This window comes from Legionella sp. W10-070 (genome assembly GCF_900640175.1).
GTDB lineage: Bacteria > Pseudomonadota > Gammaproteobacteria > Legionellales > Legionellaceae > Tatlockia.
In genome coordinates this window covers 96,607-114,941 of sequence record NZ_CAAAJC010000005.1, presented here as the reverse complement: position 1 = coordinate 114,941, position 18,335 = coordinate 96,607, and the positions used below count along the sequence as shown (strand labels likewise).

Below are 18,335 nucleotides of genomic sequence, written 5' to 3'. Positions count from 1 at the left end.
GTGAGCATGTCTTTTGCTTGTAATATAGATAGAACAGATAGAATTAACCGCTTAATAATTGGTGCAGGGTTATGCATTGCCGCCTTAGTGGGGGCAGGGAAGTTTTTTTATATTACATTAGGATTAATTCTTGTTATAGAAGGTCTTATTGGCTGGTGTTCTATTCCCTATTTCATTACCAAAATAAAAAACCTTCTCTAGAATAATGCGTGTTTTTTCGCTAGAGTATAGCTTTTTTAAGTTTCTGCATTGAAAGGATTTATCATGCATAAAAACATAGCTGTTGTACTGGTCGGCTGCAGTATTTTCTGGTCTGCTATTGTCTCTGCAGGACAAATGGGACGCTATGGCCAGTCAGAGGGTTGGCCTCTTGTTGTCACATTAAGCGGCGGGCCTGCGTGGTTGCACGGGGAGAAAAGACAAACCTTGTGGCTGTCTCCCGAGATTGTTAAAACCTATACTGTAAAAGATAACGATAATACCTTATGGGCGGCAGAATTATTCTTAGGCTATAACGGCCAATTGAGTTCCATGATCCAGGGGCAACTGGGCTTGGCAATTGCTGGTATTTCATCAGCCACATTAAAAGGTGATATTTGGGACGATGCTGAACCCCTGTTTGATAATTTTACTTATAGTTACAAGGTTCGCCATGCGCATCTGGCAGTGAAGGCAAAGTTACTAGCTGACGTTGGCTATAATTTCCTGCCTTATGTCAGTGGCAGTTTGGGTTTTGCCTCTAACCGGGCATCAAACTTTAGAAATGATCCCAAGATTTTTGAGGCAATTGCCATGCCTGCTTTCAAAAACAAAACCACCTCAAGTGCTGCCTATACAGCAGGAGTGGGCATAGAAATGCCTTTCTCTACCAACTGGCGTGCAGGGATCGGCTATGAATTTACCGACTGGGGTAAAGTCAAGCTTGGCCTTGCGCCTGGGCAAACCACCAATTCACTGTTGACTTCTAACAGTCTTTATACTCAACAGTTCCAATTAAGCTTAAGTTACCTTGCTTAAGGGCTTCAGGTAAATATATCGCCGGATGCCTATTAAAAGCTTCTGTCTGGTATAAAAATATGGTTTAATTTTAGACATTAAGAATTTCAAGGTCTAAGGTTGTTTTCATTTCTAATGCATGGGTGGCTTAAGCGATTGCTTGCCCTTGTTTTGAGCACTGGTTTTATCAGTCATTTTGCATTGGCTCTGCCGGTTAAACCGGCCAAGCCAGCAACGTCCCTTTATCGTTGGCTGGAGCAACCTCATGAGGAAACATTACGGGTTAGCGAGGCAGCAGGGCGCTTGCAGCAGGCAATTAAGGATCCTGAATATATGCTTTATGGCTGGGTGGACTTGCCAATTGCCCCTGGAGCGGTTCCTAAGAAACCCCAACAGCTAACCTTGCGGGAAGCGATATTGCTCGCCCTGCGCTACAACGCTAATATTCAAAATGCGGAATTGGATCGCATCATTCAGCGTTACCAATTGCGTCTGGCACATAATGAATTTGAGTTGCAATATGCTTTGGCCGGTTCAGCTGTGGCGGAGAGAAGCCGTTTTAGTGGGATAGGTCGTGCGTCGAATACCAGTGTCCTGGCAACACCTGAAATTGATTACAAGACCAAGTGGGGGTCGCAAATTTCCCTTAACCTTGATAATAATGTTTCCAATTATAACAGTTATACGCCGGTACTGAATTTCTCAATTACCCAGCCTTTATTGCGCGGTTTTGGCCAGGAGGTGAATGAGGCCGGATTATTGGATGCTATTGATAATGAATGGCTTAACAAGCTCAACCTGCAGCAATCCGTTATCGATCAGGTGACACAAGTTATCGTGACTTACCGGGCTTTGATATTGAGCGGTAATAACCTGCAAACGCAGCGCCTGCAATTGAAAGAGGCGCAAAAAACGTTTGAGACAAATGAGAAGAAAATCGAAGCAGGCCAGCTTGAACCTACGGCCAATATCCAGCAATCCTACCAGATTGAATCATTAAGTCTGATGGTGGAGCAGGCAGAAAATGATTTTAAAACCACTGCTCAAACCTTGCTGCAGACTATTGGACTTGATCCCAAAATGCGCTTGTCAGTTCCCAGTGATGTCGTGGTTGATAGCATTGTAGTTCCTGATCTTAAGGAGTCCATTGATATAGCCTTTAATCATAATAGCCAGTATCTGGCACAAAAAATGGCTTTACGCGCTGATGAGCGGGCTTACAAGGTGGCAAAAAATCAGCAGCTTTGGCAACTTGATGTTGGCGCCAATGTGCAAAGTGGCAAGGTGATTGATATCGATGGCACTAATGGTTTGCGTAATATTTATAGTGGCCGGAATCTAACCGAATCAGCACGTTTAACCCTGACCATTCCTATCAATGATATCGGCCGACGTAATCAATTGATTGCTGCCAAAGTCAGATTGGAGAAGGACAGGCTCAATCTGATTGCAGTCAAACGGGCATTGGAAACAGAAATTACCAATATCATCTACACCATTGAAAGTTTGGCTAAACGTTATCAGTTGGCACAAAAACAAGTAAAATTGGCAGCGCAATCTTATTCATTAGAAAAAAAGAAACTGGAAGCAGGCATCGCCAGCGCGCTGGATGTTAACAATACGCAAAATCAATTGATCCAGGCACAAATAGGTTTAATCAGCGCAAAAATAGCTTATCTTAACCAATTGTCAGCTCTACAGCGTCTTTTGGGAACGACTCTGGACTACTGGCAAATCAAACTCAGGTACGGTGGATGAAAAACAGATTAAATTTATTGGCCTTAAGCCTGCTTCTTGGTTTGCTTGTCGCTTGTGGCGGGGATCCTCAGAAAAAAAATGAACAGCGAACCTATGTTGTTAAATCAGAGCCTTTAAAAAAGACCCTGTTTTTTACTGGCTCTATTCAGCCCTTGCATGAAAATGCGTTGACCAGTCCGGTGGATGCAGTGGTGGAAACCATGCATTATCATTACGGACAGCGGGTGAAAAAAGCCGATGTAATCATGACGCTGAGCTCAAATGAGCTGCAAAAGCAATACAATGATACGCTGACTGACTACTTGAAAGCGAAGGATAATTACACCGTTGCCAAGGCCAAATTTACAGGGACACAGGAGCTTTGGGATGCAGGGTTGTTATCGAAAAACAATTACTTGAGTGAAAAATCAAGCCTGGATATTGCTCGTGTCACTTTAATGCAGGCAACCCGTAAACTCAGTGAAATTTTAGAAAAAACGGAAGATGAATCAGGGCAAAATCTGTCTGCTTTAACAATTGCCGAGTTTGATAAAGTAAGACAGGCTTTGGCGACTAATCATCATTTGATTCACCTCAAGGCACCGGCAGACGGTGTACTGCTTTATCCTCCCAGATCAGGTGATGATAAGTCGGCAAAAATCAATGTCGGTTCAGCAGTCAAAGCCGGACAGGTTGTTGCTTTAGTCGGCGATCTTAGTGGCGTTAGCGTAGAAATTGATGTGCCCGAGGTGGATATCGATAAGATTCATGCAGGAATGCCTGCGGTGATTACCGGCGTTGCGTTGGGCAAGTTGATGCTTAAGGGTGAGTTGATTGCTGTTAATGCCCAGGCTTCCAGTACAGGTTCGGGCGGCCTGCCTTCTTTCAGTGCCATTGTTGAAGTAAGGCACTTAACCGAGCAGCAAAGAGCCTGGGTTAAAGTAGGTATGAGTGCTTCTATTGCCATATCAATTGATGAGGATAATCAATTGATGATTCCAATTGCTGCTGTCAAACAGGAGAAAGGCAAGAGTGTGGTCAAATTAAGAGCCAAGAATGGTTCATTGAGTAACAGAACTATTTCTACAGGCACTGCACAGGCTGACAAGGTGGTTGTTATTTCAGGGCTTAAATCCGGAGATATTGTTGCCTATGATGAATAAATCGCTGATAAGTCTCAGCAATATAAGCAAAACCTATCACTTGGGAGGCGTAAGCTCCCATGTATTAAGGCACATTTCCTTAACTGTGCGCGAAGGTGAGTTTCTGGCTATTGTGGGTACTTCCGGTTCAGGTAAATCAACCTTGATGAATATTATGGGCTTGTTGGATAAGGCAGACGATGGCGATTATTGGTTAAAACAACGGAATGTGGCGGACTTAAGCGCAGATGAGCTGGCTGTTTTGCGTAATCAATGTATCGGTTTTGTCTTTCAACAGTTCAATTTATTACCACGGTTCAGTGTAAAACAGAACGTCGCTTTACCATTGACCTATCGCCAGATGCAGCCCCTGGCAATCCAGGAGCGGGTGATGGCGGCTCTCTCTCGTGTGGGTATGGCTGATTTTGCCGAGCGACGCCCTGCTCAATTATCGGGAGGGCAGCAACAGCGTATAGCTATTGCCCGGGCGCTGGTGGGAGAGCCCAGCGTTATCCTCGCTGATGAGCCTACTGGTTCTCTTGATTCGCGTACAGGTTCAGAGGTAATGAAATTGTTTCATGCCTTACATCAGGAAGGGCGCACGATTATCATGATTACCCACGATGAGCAGATAGCCCTTCAATGCAATCGTCGTATTATGTTGGTTGATGGTGAAGCGATTGCTGAGCATTGCCAATGACCCTGTTTAATCATTTTCAGCAAGCCTTGGTTAATTTGGCCGCCGCAAAGCTAAGGTCCTGCCTGGCTGTTTTGGGAATTTTGGTGGGCACAGCGGCCGTCGTGGCCTTAATCAGTTGCGGACAGCTGGCAACGGAAAAGGCATTACAGCAATTTAAGGCGCTGGGTACTGATCTGCTCGCTGTGTCGGTTTATCAAAAATCGCCAGGCAATTCAAGCCGTGGGGAAGATAAGCTCTCGCTTGATTTATGGCGGCAGATTGCTGCCCGGGTTTCTGCGGTTAAGCAAGTTGCCCCTTATAGCACTATTTATCAGCCAATGAGCTTTGAGGGTAGGAGTTTACAGGGGGCAGTTATTGGTGCGGATGAGTCGTTGGCAAAAATTATTCATATTGAGCTTGCTGCGGGGCATTTTGTATCCTTTGTCGAGTCCTTTGAGCATTTTTGTGTTATCGGAGACGGTCTTGCCCGTCAGTTACAGGAAGTTAGTTTGGTTAATCCTGTCGGCAAACAACTGCGGATAGGACAGGCGTTGTATACCATTATTGGCGTTGCCAGGCCGTGGAAAGAAAATGGATTTTTTAATGAGGATATCAATCAGGCGGTGATAATCCCTATTGCAGGAGGGATATTGCTCGATAAGGATAATAAAATCAATAATGCAATCTTTCAATTAAAGGAAGACAGTGCGATTGATGAAGTTATCGAGCAAATCAGGCAAATTGTTCAGATTCAGGCGCCCAAATTATCGGTTTTTTCTCGCAGCGCAAAGCAAATTATAGCCAGCATGGAAAGTCAGGGGAAAATTTTTACCCTGCTGTTGGCTGTGATTGGCAGCATCTCCTTGCTGGTGGGGGGCATTGGGGTGATGAATGTGATGCTGGTGTCTGTCAGTGAGCGTAAAAAAGAAATTGGCATACGCAAGGCAGTTGGAGCCAAAAATAGTGAAATACAGCTGCTTTTTCTTGTAGAGTCTGTCCTGTTGTCGCTTTTGGGTGGGGTTCTCGGTATGGTTTCAGGTTTGATTTTTACCTGGGCGGTGGCTTATTTCAGCGACTGGCCTTTCCTCATGTTATGGAGTCCATTACTTGCCGGTTTTACGGTATCCCTTGCAACCGGTATCTTTTTTGGTTTTTATCCCGCAAAACGTGCGGCCATACTGGAGCCTATCGTTTCTCTGCGCAGTGAGTAAGATCAGTAAACGCATACTTTCTTCCTCTTCGATAGGCCACCACAAATTTAGCCATGAATTGTCAAGCAAATGTTCCTCTTGATATGGAGGCTAATGGCGTTGCAGATTTTCAGGGCCAATAAGTTATCGGTTTATCAGGATTAGACGCTGAGAGAGCCTCGCTCTGATGGGGGTTCTTTTTCATTGTCGGTTGCTGCTGCCTGCGCTTGGGAGTCTTTTGACATTTCACTGGGTATCCAGCCGACTAACAGCGTCCCTTTATATAGGAGATTCATAAGGAAAATGGCCATACATAATTCTTTATTTAAATCATCACAGGCGCCGCTTCGTAAAAACAAACTGGCGATTAATAATCCTGTATGGGCAGCTGCGATGGAAAACTGCAGGCAATGGATTCCCTTTTCACTGGCGTGAGTGTCGCTGCGGAATACCCCATGAAGAGAGATTAAGCTTTGTGCGAACTTGCTCGGTATCAGGGCAGCGGGATTAAATGATTCAACCCCCTCTCCTACTACCTCGGCTACTGCATTGCTTCGTTGGGCATTTCGGTGGCCAGACGATGAAGTATAGGGCGCTTTTATGGATACTGCATTTTTTACTTTATCAAAAAAATCCGGCATCTGATCTCCCTGTTTTTAAATTTAATCATCCGCATCCTGCTTCAAAAAATACTTTGGAATAGGATGTAATAAAATCCTCGTATTATCAATAGATTGTCAAATAAAAACAGCTATATTTTATCAGGCCTAAGTTACCTGGGGGCAGTTGATTCATTGCTATCCGGCCGTTTGAATAAAGTCAATGAAGGTTAAATAAACACCATTTGTCCAGCCAAAGCCCATTTCGTTGGTTGAATAGCTGAATTTTATTTTGTCGGTGGTAAGCGCACTCTGTTTTTCAACGTCATATTTTTCAAAAATGGTATTGCTTTGCTGATAGCCTTTGTTAACGGTATTGATAAACCGCTGGGCAATCTCGATGGCTTCTTTCTTATAGCCATAGTTGTTTAATCCAGAAACGGCAAAATATTGCATTGGAGCCCAACCAAAGGGGGCGTCCCATTGCAATCCGGGGTGGTTGGTGCTGGTGACCAACCCTCCTTTCATTAACAGCTCAGGCAAATGGTTGGCGACTGCAGCTGCTTGTTTCCTGGAGGCCACACCTGCCCACAAGGGGTAAAAAGTGGTGGCATAAACATAGGGCTTCAAACGATGCGTTTTAAAATTATAGTCATAATAGTAACCTGATTGTTCATCCCATAAATAGCGGTTAATCAAGTCGGCGCGCTTTTTGGCGCGCTTGGCCCAGATGGCGGCTGCTTTGGGATTTCCTAAAATGGTATGAATCTCACTGGCATCTTGCTCCATTCTGCAGAGAAATACATTCAAGTCGACCGGGGCATAATCGAGAATTGCAGCGCTGAATGGGCCATATTTGGCAGTAATATCCAGTCCTGATTCTCGAACGCTGCGATCAGCGATGTAGAATAATTCCGTTAACTGGTTAGCCTGTTCATCGTAATAAAGACTTTTATCATAGTCTGTAATAACTTGTGTTTTAAAGTAATCAAGCGCTTTGGCGTAATAATCGGGAGATTCCTCTGGTGTGGCGCCCTTTCCGCCTGCATGATAGCGTGATAAGCCGATTTCAGGTATCAGGTGAGGGGGAGTTGTCCAGTGTTTATATAATTTATCAATCGCTGGCAGCGTGGCTTTCAACCAGTGTTTATCCGTGGATTTCTGATAATAGGCCATTATCATTGCTGTTAACAGCGGAGGATGGGAGCGCTCCAGATAATAGGTGCGGTTTGCATTAAGAACCATGCCGTAATTATTGATTTCATAGATAATGTTATCTACCATGTTTCGGGCAAGTGCCAGTCGATTGTTCTGCAGCAAACCTAGTTCAATAAAATAACTATCCCAACCATACATTTCATTAAAGCGCCCTCCGGGAACCACATAAGGATGAGGCAGGTAAAGCAAGCCGTGCTCATCAATTTTACTGATATCCCTGGGTAAATAGCGGAATTCGAGTGCTTGTAGTTTTTGTGGAGAAAGGTTTGTGGCAGCATCGGCCCTAACCCGAGAAATGTCTTCTCCTGCAGGCAGATAAACGATAAATTTTGCACCAGGCAATTTGGTATCGATGTTCGATTCATACCAGTTTTTATCATTACGTGTCAGTTTATCCCAGCTGCTTTCAATGTAATGACTGACTTGAGAGTTGAGTGTATGCATACCGCCAGCCCTTAGGTTAAAGCTAAAGAACAGATTAATGATGACAAGGTTTAACAGCAAATTAGCCATGCTTACCCACGTATTCTTATTATTTTTATTCATCTACTTTAAATGTTAACAGTCTTTATTGCTATAAATTGTAACTGAACGTCAAGATTTTGTAATATAATTCACGCACAATTAGATTATCTGCTTCCCTATGGCTGGATATCGAGTGTTTAAAATGAGGGATAAACCTTTTGCCGGCATTTAATAAAACCCTGTTTCTGGTATTGGCCCATATGGTCATTATTGGCTTATCCAATACGCTTGTTCAATACCCTTTTACCATTGCAGGCTTTCATACTACCTGGGGAGCTTTAAGCTATCCATTAATTTTCATTCTAACGGATTTAACGGCAAGGCTGTCGGGACAGGCGCAGGCAAGAAAAACGGTTTTTCTTGCTATGCTGCCTGCTTTTCTTTGTTCTTATCTTATTTCAAACTGGTATGCCCAAAGCGATTTATTCAGCTATAATCCAGTGCTTCTGCGCATTGCACTAGCCAGTTTTTTAGCCTATGTCTCAGGACAATTGCTGGATATTACTATCTTCCAGAGGCTGCGAAAGCAGCAAAATTGGTGGGTTGCTCCTGGCGTGTCCAATGTAGTTGGTAATTTCTTTGATACCTATTGCTTCTTCTTTATCGCTTTTTATCATAGCAGTAATCCTTTTTTGAGTAGTCATTGGCTGGAAATTGCTACGGTAGATCTGGCTTTTAAATTATTAATAAGCCTTGTGTCGTTTATTCCTCTCTATGGCCTTATTTTAAGGCTCGTACTGCAACCTAATTCTGTTAAGATGGCAACTCATTAAAGCAGCAATTAATTGCTTAAGTGTCAGGGAGGAATTGACAATGAAACTAAAGTTTTTTGGTCAGGATAAAGCGCTTCCTGAGCCCCTGTGTATTTATATTCTCAGTTTTGCATTTGCTGAATCTGATATCAAAAATTTTTCTCTGGTTAATAAAGCCTGGCAGTCGGTGGTTCAAAAGACTAAATCTAATCTCTCTCTGCTGCCAACCTTGCAACGCATCCCTCAAATAGCCCGTCGTCATCTTGGACAAATGGATATTCAGCCGATGTCGGGAGGAATGACCAATCGCACATTTAAAATAGGCATTAATAGAATAAAAATAAATCAGGGTAAAGTGGACGTAATAGAAGACCACTGGGTATTGCGTGTCCCAGGCCAGGGTTCTTCAATATTTATTAACAGGGGAGATGAGGCATATAATGCAAAACAGGCGCAAGCACTTAGCCTGAATGTTACAATTGATTTTTTTGACCCTGAAGACGGGCTTCAGTTAAGCCGCTATCTTGAAAATAACAGGACGCTTACCAAAGAGTTACAGAGAAACCCAATGATCCTTCAAGGGGTTGCTGTCGTGCTGAAGCGCTTACATCAGTCTGCTCCTTTTCAGAATACCGTCAATATGTTTTCTCGTAATGAAACATTATTGAAAAAATTAAAAGAGAGTCATGCTCAGATTTTGCCTGCGGAAGTCGAACTTATCGAAACGACGATGAAGCAATTGCAGGCGCTGGTCAATCGTTACAAGATTGAGATGCAGCCCTGTCATAATGATACGACGCCGGAGAATTTTTTAATAGCTCCCGTTTTCACAGGGAAAAAGCAAGAAGATGAGGTGAAATTACTTGATTGGGAATATTCAGCGAATAATGATTTTCTTGTAGGGGATTTGGTTACACTTATCAGATTGGCAGAATTATCAAAGGAGCAGGAAAGCATTTTAATCAGGAGTTATTTTGGCCATGAAAATGAGGCGATATCCGCTTGGGTTGAACTCTATAAACCGGTTGTTGAGTGGTGGGTAGCCATTTGGTCATGGACACAGCTTGGCAATCATGCCAATGCCTGTGATCTGAGTGCTTATGAAAAGCTGGCTTACAGCAGTTATTGCAACACCAAAACACTTCTAGAGCAGGAAACTTTTAAACAGGCCTGCACATTCATTGAAAATGATAGCTCGGCACCCACATTTACAGGTGCGAGAATACTATAGGCTTTCTTTGTTTAATGTTATCGGCTATGAGGCTACCCTTTTTTCCCACAGCAGCCGGCAAAGAAATTATAAAGCCAGGCAAGGATAACCCCGCTGATAAAGGCATCTACAAATGCAATCAGGCCACCGATAAAACTACCTAGAATCGTTGGCGCATAACCTATGTATAAAGCCCCCAGAGCTTCAACAAAAGGTTGCCCATAAGCATAGTAGGAAGCTATCAAACCCATAATGAATACTGAAATACCCCAAAGAATTCCTAAACTCAATCCCAAGGCGACTGGACTTAATTTGCATTTTACCATGATCATCATCCGGTGATTTGCTGATAATTTTATTATAGATCAGTAGAAAGTAACTGTTTAGGGCGTGTCCTCAATTTAAGATACAATTATGAGCACCCTTTGTCATCCCCGCGCAGGCGGGGATCCATCTTCGTAGCAACGTAAGGGGTTACTCAAGGGCATAGATTCCCGCCTGCGCGGGAATGACATGCAAACTGAAAAGTTAGATAACTTAATGAGCTGTATATATGCAGCAAATGCCTAAAAAATAGGCTTTAATTGAGGACATGCCCTAATAGACGTCGGTTATTTCTGTAAAACATACGTTCCTGGAGCGGAAGGCAGTGATGGCTCCAGCTTACGTGCCGGAACCCGCTTTTGCGAAGAATGTTGGATTAGCCACTTATGCCAGGCGCGCCACCAGGAACCATTCTTCCTGTCTGCCATTTCAATCCAGTCATCGGCATTTATATAGGTAGTATCCTTTTTACGTTCGCGGATAAGGTAGAATCGCCCTTTATGGCCTGGTTCGCTGACTATTCCGGCATTGTGGCCTCCAGAGGTTAATACAAAAGTAATGTCATTATTCATCATTAAATGGATCTTATAAACAGAACGCCAGGGGGCAACGTGATCTTTTGCGGTGCTTACCGCAAAGGTTGGCAGGTGAATATTTTCTGCCACAATGTGTTTGCCTTCTATGGCAAAACGCCCTGAGGCAAAATCATTGTTTAAGAATAGTTGCTCAAGGTATTCGCTGTGCATCTTATAAGGCATGCGGGTGGCATCAGCATTCCAGGCGAGCAAATCAATCATCCCGCGCTGCTGACCGCTCATATAGTCGTGGATCATTTTTGACCAAATAAGATCATAGGAGCGAAGCATCTGGAATGATCCGGCCATTTGTTTGGTATCAAGATAGCCTTTTTCCCACATCATCTGTTTAAGGAAAGTGATTTCGCTTTCGGTAATAAAAAGCATCAGTTCACCCGCTTCACTGAAGTCGCCCTGGGCTGCCAGCAGGGAAAGGCTGTTAAGACGGTTATCATTTTCCCGGGCCATGGCTGCTGCGGAAATCATCGCCAAAGTGCCACCAAGACAATAACCCATCAGGTTTATCCTGGTTTCGGGAATGATGGTAGAAACCGCATCAATAGCTGCCATGGTGCCCAGACGATGGTAGTCATCCATCCCCATATTGCGATCTTTACTGGTGGGGTTGCGCCAGGAAACGATAAAGACAGTATGTCCCTTGGATACCAGCCATTTTACTAGCGAATTATGCGGCGATAAGTCAAGGATATAATATTTCATAATCCATGCAGGCAGGATTAGTACGGGTTCCTTATAAACAGTTTTTGTTTGGGGTTCATATTGAAGCAACTCAATTAAATGATTGCGGAATACCACTTTTCCCGGCGTAACAGCGACCTGTTTGCCAGGGATAAAATTTTCCACGCCTGCGGGAGGGATGTTAAACAAGCGTTCCAATTTATCCTGAATGGCTAATTTGGTGCCATGAAATAAATTAAGCCCATAGCTATTAATCGTTTCTGCAAATAAATCGGGATTAGTCAAAACAAAATTGGAAGGCGAGAGGGCATCAAGAATCTGGCGTGCGCAGAATGAAACGGTACGTTCCACGTGACTTGGCACGCCTGGGACACCGGTTGTGGCTCTTCGCCACCAATCCTCAAACTGCAGGAAATTTTCAGCGTAAATTTCCCAGGGCCATGCCTGCCAGCTTTCAGTGTGGAAGCGGACATCCCTGCCGTCCCCAGGACGTGTGTGGCATAATAATTTGGTAGTACAATCCTGAGCATGAAAGAGGGGATATAAGACAAGTTCCAATAGATGCCCGGGGCAAAGTGCTGATTGTGACAGCCAGGAAAAATAGGCGGTAGCTAAGGCGGCCGGACTAATTCCTGCGGTTAATTTGGCAATTGCAGCCTGATAAGATTTATCCAGCAAATTAAAAAGTTCGTCTAATTCTTCCGATGTGTTTGGTGTTTTGCAGATTTGACAATGGAGAGTATTGGGTTCCATTTGGGAGCTGACGGCTTTTTCTTCAATGGGTGCTTTATTTTTGGTTTTTCTCATAGCCTTTATCCTTGGCCTCGAAGACATTGCTAATTTACTGAAGATAACTATAAGGATAGTACAAACTAATAATAAAAATTTAGCTAAACTGCATTTTGCAAATAATGGGTGGTTGCGCTATTACCCTGATGACGGCATGATTTCTGCTTGAATAAGGTTATCAAAATTAAAGTGCCGCGGTTTATTCGCCGATGCATAGAGAAAGTTTGTTGTACTCGACAATTAAAAAAGGGGAAGGTTATGAAAAACTGGTGGGCTGTTATTGTCATGGGAGTACTGCTACTCTCGTCGCAGATTACCATAGCGAGTCAGCAGAGTTGGAACAGCTGGGTTGCAGAAGTAAGGCGGGAAGCATTGGATCAGGGTATATCCGCTGGTGTATTTGATGAAGCGTTTGCAGACATCCGTGAACCCAGCCGCCAGGTGAAGGGTTTGGCACGCTCACAACCGGAGCATCGACTGACCTTTAACAAGTATCTTCATTCCAGGGCTGATAAGTATCGTATTGCTATGGGGCGTAAGAATTATGCGGCAAACAAGGCACTATTAGAGGAAATTGGCAACCAATTTGGTGTTGACCCCTGTTTTATTGTGTCCTTTTGGGGAATGGAAAGCAGCTATGGCTCTTATATGGGTAACTTCCCCGTGATTAAATCCCTGGCAACGTTGGCCTATGATTCTAATCGCCGGGATTTCTTTCGCAAGCAACTGTTCCTGGCATTGCGTATTCTTAATGATGGCCATGTCTCTCTGGCGCGTTTTAAAGGTGAATGGGCAGGCGCTTCAGGACAGCCTCAATTCCTGCCGTCCAGCTGGATGCAGTTTGCTGTAGATTATGATGGAGACGGTCGAAAGGACATTTGGACATCCAAGCCGGATGTTTTTGCCTCTATTGCCAATTATATGAAAAAGAACGGTTGGCAAACGGGGCAGCCTTGGGCTATCCAGGTTAAATTACCGTCTAATTTTGACATGAAGCTTGAAGGAAAATCAACTACCAAGCCAGTCAGCGAATGGAATGCGATGGGTGTTCGTACTGAAAAGGGGCAGCCTCTGCCGTACCAGGATCTGCAAGCCAGTATTATACAGCCTTACGGCGGACCGGTATTTTTGGCATTCCCCAATTACAAGATGATTCTGCGCTATAATAATTCTATTTATTATGCGGGCGCGATTGGCTATATGGCTGATCAAATCTGTAATCGTAAATAACCAGTCCGCTGGCGCGCTAATTACCCTGAGGCCGGATGCGCCATCAGGGTAATTTTTATCACCGGAGTATTGATGAGTGACTATCTTGATAAAATCGCAAGTCTGACCCCTGCTGCCAGGCGCATTATCTGTGATAAGGCGACGGAATACCCTCATACCGGCAAGTATAATACTGTAGCTGTAAAAGGAAGTTACCTTTGTCGGCGTTGCGGTCTTGCGTTATTCAGGGCTAAAAGCCAGTTTCATTCAGGTTGCGGCTGGCCAAGTTTTGATGATGATATAGTGCAGGCTGTTCTTTCGCTTCTGGACAAAGATGGCCTGCGAACAGAAATTGTTTGTCGGCGCTGTGATGCTCATTTAGGACATGTGTTTGTTGGTGAGCACTTCACGCATAAGAATCTTCGTCATTGTGTGAACTCTGAAGCTCTGGATTTTGTACCTGATAGTGATGTGTTGGATACAGAAGAAGCGATAGTTGCCGGGGGCTGTTTCTGGGGAGTAGAGCATTTTTTAAGCCAGATGCCAGGCGTTTTGAAGGTGGAGGTCGGTTATTCCGGGGGGATGATCCTTAAACCTAGCTATGAGCAGGTTTGTCAGGGAAATACCGGTCATTATGAGGTTGCAAGAGTTATATATAATGTCGAAGAAACAGATTATCAAGCGGTTCTGAAGCGCTTTTTTGAGATTCACGATCCCACCCAGCGTGCCGGTCAGGGGCCTGATATAGGGCACCAATACAAGAGCGTGGTATTTTATTATGATGACAATCAACGTGAAGAGGCTGAGTCTTTGATTCAAACGTTAAAGGCGCGAGGCTATGATGTTGCAACCCGTTTGCTCGAAGTGCAAACGTTCTGGCCTGCTGAGGATTATCATCAACACTATTATGCCAAACATAACAAAACGCCCTATTGCCACCGGCCGCAATCCCGGTTTGGATAATCAGAACAGACGTCATAGTCTGTTGACATTTCAACCTAAACTGCTCATTTCCCGTGGTTATACGCGGGATCTACGCAAACCACACGAAACTAACCATCCTGTTGACAAGGTTTGAGACTGGATTCCGCGCATAAAGCGCGGAACGTAGGCTCTGGCTCCAATTGTCCACAAACCCTAGTCTTTTTTGCCGGCATGAAAAGATTCATTAGATGAAGGGGATTCTGTAGTACTCGCATTATTTTGATAAAGCGCGTCGGCTTTTTCGGCTTTGCGAGTATTTTCCTGCAATTGCTGTTCATTGAGCTGGTTTCGCCAAAAGGTTGTGGCTTGCTGCTTCAATTTATTGAATTGACGGAATAACTTGCCTAAATGCTCAGCCAGCATAGGCAACTTATTGGGGCCAAAAACAACGATAGCGACAAATAAGGTTAACAGCAGCTCTCCGCTCATGATTTTTTGTCATCATCCTCGTTCATCGCACGGCGGAAACTTTTGATTGCAGTCCCTATGTCAGAACCGATATTTTTTAATTTGTTGCTGCCAAACAAGGCAATGACTATCAGCAGTATCAGCAGCAGTGATAATGGACTAATTCCGCTTAACCCCATGTTAACTCCTGTTTAGTTGGTTAATTAAAAACAATATTCCACCTACAATAGCAGCTGACAAGGCCATGGCCGCTAATTTATCCTGATCGAGGAGATCCAGCATGCTGACTGTTACCAAGGTGGCGAAGATACCGATACTTAAATTTTTAAGCCAACTATTGTTAAGATTCAATGTTTTTTGTTCCTTATCGCGTATGAGGGCAAGGGTTTTTTGCTCCTTACTCAGTTCCAGCACGTCGTTCAGAAGTCGCGGCATATAGGGTAATTGCTCACTGATAAAAGGCAAATTTTCGCGCAATCGCCGCAGAAACGCCCGAGGTCCCATTTGTTCTTTAAGCCATTTTTCCAGGAAGGGTTTTGCTGTGGCCCAAAGATCAAGTTCAGGATAAAGTTGTCTCCCAAGACCCTCGATGGCCAATAGCGTTTTCTGGAGTAAAACCAGTTGCGGTTGTACTTCCATTTGAAAACGGCGAGCCACTTGAAAAAGACGAATTACTACCTGGGCAAAGGAAATATCTTTTAACGGTTTTTCAAAAATAGGTTCACAGACCATCCGTATGTCGCTTTCAAATTCTTCAATTCGGGTACTTCTGGCCACCCAGCCTGATTCCACATGAAGCTGAGCGACACGGCGGTAATCACGGTTAAAAAAGGCATATAAATTTTCTGCCAGATAGCGTTTATCGTTATCATTCAAAGTTCCGATTATGCCGAAATCAATACAGATATACTGAGGATCCTGGGGGTGCTCAAGCGATACAAAAATATTCCCAGGATGCATATCCGCATGAAAAAAACAGTCTCTGAATACCTGGGTGAAAAAGATTTCCACCCCCCGCTCAGCCAGTTTTTTAATGTCTACCTGGTATTCTTTCAAGGTAGTGATATTTGAAATGGGGATGCCATGGATGCGCTCCATGACCATGATATTTTCTCGAGTGTAATCCCAATAAACCTCGGGGATATAGAGTAATGGGGAGTTGCAAAAATTTCGCCGTAATTGGGCTGCGTTGGCAGCCTCGCGCTGCAAATCAAGCTCATTAAATAAATTGTGCTCAAATTCACGTACAATTTCTTTGGGTTTCAAACGCCTGCCTTCTGCCCAATAGCGATCGGCAAGGTTTGCAATGGTGTGCATGATGCTTAAATCCTGCTCGATAATTTTGTGCATGTTGGGACGCAGGATTTTCACGACGACATCCTCGCCTGTTTTCAATGTAGCGGCATGGACCTGAGCCATGGATGCAGAGGCAAGGGGGATGGGGTCAAATTTTGCAAAAACTTCATAGGCAGAATGTCCAAAGGCTTGTTCAAATATGGCTAATGCTTTTTCGCTGGCAAAAGGGGGAACGTTATCCTGTAATTTGCACAGTTCCAGGGCAATATCTGCAGGCAGAATATCCGGTCGCGTTGATAGCGCCTGGCCGAATTTGACAAAAATGGGCCCTAATTCCTCCAGGGTTTTCCGTAATGCTTCACCACGGGTTAATTTCTCCTTACGGAACCAGCTCCAGGGATTTAAATACACTACAAAGCGAAATGGAGAAAAAAGACGGATGGAGACAATTAACTGGTCAAGGCCGTTTCTTGCCAGAATCACATTGATACGGAGAAGTCGCAGTAACTGCTTAATTGATTTCATGCTGTGCTTTCAATTGGTTAAAGTGGGCATATAAACGCTCGACATCAAGCGATAACTGGTCGATGTCATTAAAAAAATCATTCATTTCTTCGCCAGAAGGGAAGAGAGCCAGCTCTTCCTGTAAATAATCAGTGAGATTATGTCGTAGTGAATCGCCGAATTGTTTTTTAAAAGTTAAGCCTTGACGTACAAAGGAGCCTAATTGATAGGCCACTACATCCCCGGTAAAATGAGCCAGATGACCCTCCCAATCAATATCCAGTTCATCAAAGAGTTTTTTGACTTGCTGCCCTAATTCGATGTCACCTGACAGTCTGATTTTGTCATTAAATAAAGAGCGTGCCTGGGATGCGGGCAAAAAACTCAGGCGGATTAAGCCAAGGGGACTGCTGTGAATAGTGGTATCAGGATGTCCTTCATAATCGGCTAATAATTTCATTTGTCGTTCATCAAAGTGAATAAAAAAATTGACGCCAAGGGGGGCGATAATAATTTCAAGCACCTTTCCCTGCAGGGCTGCCATTTTTCCAGCGCTTGACTCATCAAGTGCAAGGGCATGGTTAATGGCTTGTTGCAGCGCTTTTAATGAATATTTTTTTATCATAATACTCTCAATACTTATAAGCGATATGCAAAGCAACGATGCCGCCACTTAGGTTGTGGTAATGACAATCCTCAAAACCTGCCTTTTCAACCATCGTTTTAAGTTCCTCCTGGGGAGGGTGCATGCGAATGGATTCGGCAAGGTATTGATAACTGGCTGAATCTTGGGCAAATAATTGCCCCAGTTTAGGGAGGATATTGAATGAATACCAATCATAAAGAGGTTTTAGCCCGGGAAATGTTGGCTGAGAAAATTCCAGAATCAGCAGTTTGCCGCCAGGTTTACAGACACGATACATGGAGCGGAGTGCCTCGCTTTTATCAGTCACATTACGCAAACCAAAGCCCATGGTAATACAATGAAAACTGTTGCTTGCGAAAGGCAGGCTTTGGGCGTTAGCCTGGATAAACTCCACATTGGAAAATAAACCCTCATCAAGCAGGCGGTCCCGCCCTACTGCCAACATGGCTGCATTGATATCGGCAAGAAAAACTTTTCCCTGCGGGCCTGTCTTCTGGCAAAGCAGACGCGTCAAATCCCCACTGCCCCCTGCAAGGTCGAGCACCAGATGGCCTGGCCGTACCTGGCTCAGTTCAATGGCGAACCGCTTCCAAAGATGATGAACACCCATGGACATCACATTGTTCACCAGGTCATAATTGTGGGCAACTGACTGAAAGACGGCGCCAACTTTTTGTTCTTTTTCATGCCAGGCAACGGACTGAAAGCCAAAATGGGTGGTTTTTTCTTTATTGGTCATTAAGAATGGTTAAAATAAGGTAAGTTTCTTATCTTAACCGATTTAATGCGGATACCCAAATGGCTGTGAGTTTGGAGTTATATTTTTTATTCGCTCACCTTGTAATTTTATTGA

The 18,335-nt window shown here is 44.0% G+C and carries 19 protein-coding genes; 10 read left to right on the top strand and 9 right to left on the bottom strand.

What is annotated here, in order from left to right:
* The first annotated feature begins 6 nt into the window (after positions 1-6).
* The 6 genes from E1O65_RS03470 to E1O65_RS03445 all read left to right on the top strand — a co-directional run bounded on the left by E1O65_RS03470 (position 7) and on the right by E1O65_RS03445 (position 5,765).
* Positions 7-201 (top strand): DUF2892 domain-containing protein, encoded by a 195-nt coding sequence (locus tag E1O65_RS03470; protein WP_133132203.1) that lies wholly within the window; start codon positions 7-9, stop codon positions 199-201.
* Between the two features lie 63 nt (positions 202-264).
* Entirely contained in the window at positions 265-1,017 is a 753-nt protein-coding gene (locus tag E1O65_RS03465) for an outer membrane beta-barrel protein (protein ID WP_133132202.1), read from the top strand.
* A 114-nt stretch (positions 1,018-1,131) separates the two neighbouring features.
* Positions 1,132-2,754: a TolC family protein gene (locus tag E1O65_RS03460; RefSeq protein WP_133132201.1), complete on the top strand. Its 1,623-nt coding sequence runs from the start codon at positions 1,132-1,134 to the stop codon at positions 2,752-2,754.
* Positions 2,751-3,896, top strand: a complete 1,146-nt coding sequence (locus E1O65_RS03455) for an efflux RND transporter periplasmic adaptor subunit (protein WP_133132200.1) — start codon at positions 2,751-2,753, stop codon at positions 3,894-3,896. The genes E1O65_RS03460 and E1O65_RS03455 overlap by 4 nt, the downstream gene beginning before the upstream one ends.
* Positions 3,886-4,575 carry an ABC transporter ATP-binding protein gene (locus E1O65_RS03450; RefSeq protein ID WP_133132199.1) on the top strand — a complete coding sequence of 230 codons (690 nt, stop codon included), beginning with the start codon at positions 3,886-3,888 and terminating at the stop codon, positions 4,573-4,575. The genes E1O65_RS03455 and E1O65_RS03450 overlap by 11 nt, the downstream gene beginning before the upstream one ends.
* The gene (locus tag E1O65_RS03445; RefSeq protein ID WP_133132198.1) at positions 4,572-5,765 is read left to right on the top strand and encodes an ABC transporter permease; all 1,194 of its coding nucleotides are present in this window, start codon (positions 4,572-4,574) and stop codon (positions 5,763-5,765) included. The genes E1O65_RS03450 and E1O65_RS03445 overlap by 4 nt, the downstream gene beginning before the upstream one ends.
* A gap of 140 nt (positions 5,766-5,905) precedes the next feature.
* Here E1O65_RS03445 and E1O65_RS03440 read toward each other — a convergent pair whose 3' ends face one another.
* Together E1O65_RS03440 and E1O65_RS03435 are read right to left on the bottom strand one after the other, a co-directional pair.
* Complete coding sequence (locus E1O65_RS03440; protein WP_207384222.1) at positions 5,906-6,385, bottom strand: hypothetical protein; 480 nt, start codon at positions 6,383-6,385, stop codon at positions 5,906-5,908.
* A gap of 156 nt (positions 6,386-6,541) precedes the next feature.
* Positions 6,542-8,005, bottom strand: coding sequence for an alpha,alpha-trehalase (locus tag E1O65_RS03435; protein ID WP_242601526.1), 1,464 nt, complete (start codon positions 8,003-8,005; stop codon positions 6,542-6,544).
* A gap of 239 nt (positions 8,006-8,244) precedes the next feature.
* On the opposite strand from E1O65_RS03435, the gene E1O65_RS03430 reads away from it, so the two are divergent.
* The gene (locus tag E1O65_RS03430; RefSeq protein ID WP_242601525.1) at positions 8,245-8,859 is read left to right on the top strand and encodes a 7-cyano-7-deazaguanine/7-aminomethyl-7-deazaguanine transporter; all 615 of its coding nucleotides are present in this window, start codon (positions 8,245-8,247) and stop codon (positions 8,857-8,859) included.
* 40 nt (positions 8,860-8,899) lie between these two features.
* On the top strand, positions 8,900-10,069 hold the full coding sequence (locus E1O65_RS03425) for a choline/ethanolamine kinase family protein (protein ID WP_133132196.1): 1,170 nt from the start codon (positions 8,900-8,902) through the stop codon (positions 10,067-10,069).
* A gap of 32 nt (positions 10,070-10,101) precedes the next feature.
* On the opposite strand, the gene E1O65_RS03420 is transcribed toward E1O65_RS03425, so the two are convergent.
* A complete protein-coding gene (locus E1O65_RS03420) occupies positions 10,102-10,374 on the bottom strand; it encodes a bacteriophage holin (RefSeq protein WP_133132195.1) in 273 nt (90 codons plus the stop codon).
* A 285-nt stretch (positions 10,375-10,659) separates the two neighbouring features.
* A complete protein-coding gene (locus E1O65_RS03415; RefSeq protein WP_133132194.1) occupies positions 10,660-12,453 on the bottom strand; it encodes an alpha/beta fold hydrolase in 1,794 nt (597 codons plus the stop codon).
* 240 nt (positions 12,454-12,693) lie between these two features.
* Here E1O65_RS03415 and E1O65_RS03410 point away from each other — a divergent pair, with 240 nt between their 5' ends.
* Both E1O65_RS03410 and E1O65_RS03405 read left to right on the top strand, forming a co-directional pair.
* The gene (locus tag E1O65_RS03410; protein WP_133132193.1) at positions 12,694-13,665 is read left to right on the top strand and encodes a lytic murein transglycosylase; all 972 of its coding nucleotides are present in this window, start codon (positions 12,694-12,696) and stop codon (positions 13,663-13,665) included.
* 72 nt (positions 13,666-13,737) lie between these two features.
* A complete protein-coding gene (locus E1O65_RS03405) occupies positions 13,738-14,607 on the top strand; it encodes a bifunctional methionine sulfoxide reductase B/A protein (protein ID WP_133132192.1) in 870 nt (289 codons plus the stop codon).
* 174 nt (positions 14,608-14,781) lie between these two features.
* Here the strand turns inward: E1O65_RS03405 and E1O65_RS03400 are convergent, their stop codons facing one another.
* Genes E1O65_RS03400 through ubiE form a run of 5 tightly spaced genes read right to left on the bottom strand, consistent with a single transcriptional unit; the run spans position 14,782 to position 18,221 of the window.
* Positions 14,782-15,060 (bottom strand): twin-arginine translocase TatA/TatE family subunit, encoded by a 279-nt coding sequence (locus E1O65_RS03400; RefSeq protein WP_133132191.1) that lies wholly within the window; start codon positions 15,058-15,060, stop codon positions 14,782-14,784.
* A complete protein-coding gene (gene tatA / locus E1O65_RS03395) occupies positions 15,054-15,215 on the bottom strand; it encodes a twin-arginine translocase TatA/TatE family subunit (RefSeq protein ID WP_133132190.1) in 162 nt (53 codons plus the stop codon). The genes E1O65_RS03400 and tatA overlap by 7 nt, the downstream gene beginning before the upstream one ends.
* 1 nt (position 15,216) lies before the next feature.
* Positions 15,217-16,857: a ubiquinone biosynthesis regulatory protein kinase UbiB gene (gene ubiB / locus E1O65_RS03390; protein ID WP_133132189.1), complete on the bottom strand. Its 1,641-nt coding sequence runs from the start codon at positions 16,855-16,857 to the stop codon at positions 15,217-15,219.
* Complete coding sequence (locus E1O65_RS03385; RefSeq protein WP_133132188.1) at positions 16,844-17,461, bottom strand: SCP2 sterol-binding domain-containing protein; 618 nt, start codon at positions 17,459-17,461, stop codon at positions 16,844-16,846. Before E1O65_RS03385 ends, ubiB begins: the two co-directional genes overlap by 14 nt.
* Before the next feature lie 7 nt (positions 17,462-17,468).
* Positions 17,469-18,221, bottom strand: a complete 753-nt coding sequence (gene ubiE, locus E1O65_RS03380; RefSeq protein ID WP_133132187.1) for a bifunctional demethylmenaquinone methyltransferase/2-methoxy-6-polyprenyl-1,4-benzoquinol methylase UbiE — start codon at positions 18,219-18,221, stop codon at positions 17,469-17,471.
* Positions 18,222-18,335: the final 114 nt, after the last annotated feature.

Bases quoted from the DNA above. Each gene is read 5' to 3' on its own strand.
- E1O65_RS03470 (WP_133132203.1), top strand. From the start codon at position 7: ATGTCTTTTGCTTGTAATATAGATAGAACAGATAGAATTAACCGCTTA.
- E1O65_RS03465 (WP_133132202.1), top strand. From the start codon at position 265: ATGCATAAAAACATAGCTGTTGTACTGGTCGGCTGCAGTATTTTCTGG.
- E1O65_RS03460 (WP_133132201.1), top strand. From the start codon at position 1,132: ATGCATGGGTGGCTTAAGCGATTGCTTGCCCTTGTTTTGAGCACTGGT.
- E1O65_RS03455 (WP_133132200.1), top strand. From the start codon at position 2,751: ATGAAAAACAGATTAAATTTATTGGCCTTAAGCCTGCTTCTTGGTTTG.
- E1O65_RS03450 (WP_133132199.1), top strand. From the start codon at position 3,886: ATGATGAATAAATCGCTGATAAGTCTCAGCAATATAAGCAAAACCTAT.
- E1O65_RS03445 (WP_133132198.1), top strand. From the start codon at position 4,572: ATGACCCTGTTTAATCATTTTCAGCAAGCCTTGGTTAATTTGGCCGCC.
- E1O65_RS03440 (WP_207384222.1), bottom strand. From the start codon at position 6,385: ATGCCGGATTTTTTTGATAAAGTAAAAAATGCAGTATCCATAAAAGCG.
- E1O65_RS03435 (WP_242601526.1), bottom strand. From the start codon at position 8,005: ATGCATACACTCAACTCTCAAGTCAGTCATTACATTGAAAGCAGCTGG.
- E1O65_RS03425 (WP_133132196.1), top strand. From the start codon at position 8,900: ATGAAACTAAAGTTTTTTGGTCAGGATAAAGCGCTTCCTGAGCCCCTG.
- E1O65_RS03420 (WP_133132195.1), bottom strand. From the start codon at position 10,374: ATGGTAAAATGCAAATTAAGTCCAGTCGCCTTGGGATTGAGTTTAGGA.
- E1O65_RS03415 (WP_133132194.1), bottom strand. From the start codon at position 12,453: ATGAGAAAAACCAAAAATAAAGCACCCATTGAAGAAAAAGCCGTCAGC.
- E1O65_RS03410 (WP_133132193.1), top strand. From the start codon at position 12,694: ATGAAAAACTGGTGGGCTGTTATTGTCATGGGAGTACTGCTACTCTCG.
- E1O65_RS03405 (WP_133132192.1), top strand. From the start codon at position 13,738: ATGAGTGACTATCTTGATAAAATCGCAAGTCTGACCCCTGCTGCCAGG.
- tatA (WP_133132190.1), bottom strand. From the start codon at position 15,215: ATGGGGTTAAGCGGAATTAGTCCATTATCACTGCTGCTGATACTGCTG.
- ubiB (WP_133132189.1), bottom strand. From the start codon at position 16,857: ATGAAATCAATTAAGCAGTTACTGCGACTTCTCCGTATCAATGTGATT.
- E1O65_RS03385 (WP_133132188.1), bottom strand. From the start codon at position 17,461: ATGATAAAAAAATATTCATTAAAAGCGCTGCAACAAGCCATTAACCAT.
- ubiE (WP_133132187.1), bottom strand. From the start codon at position 18,221: ATGACCAATAAAGAAAAAACCACCCATTTTGGCTTTCAGTCCGTTGCC.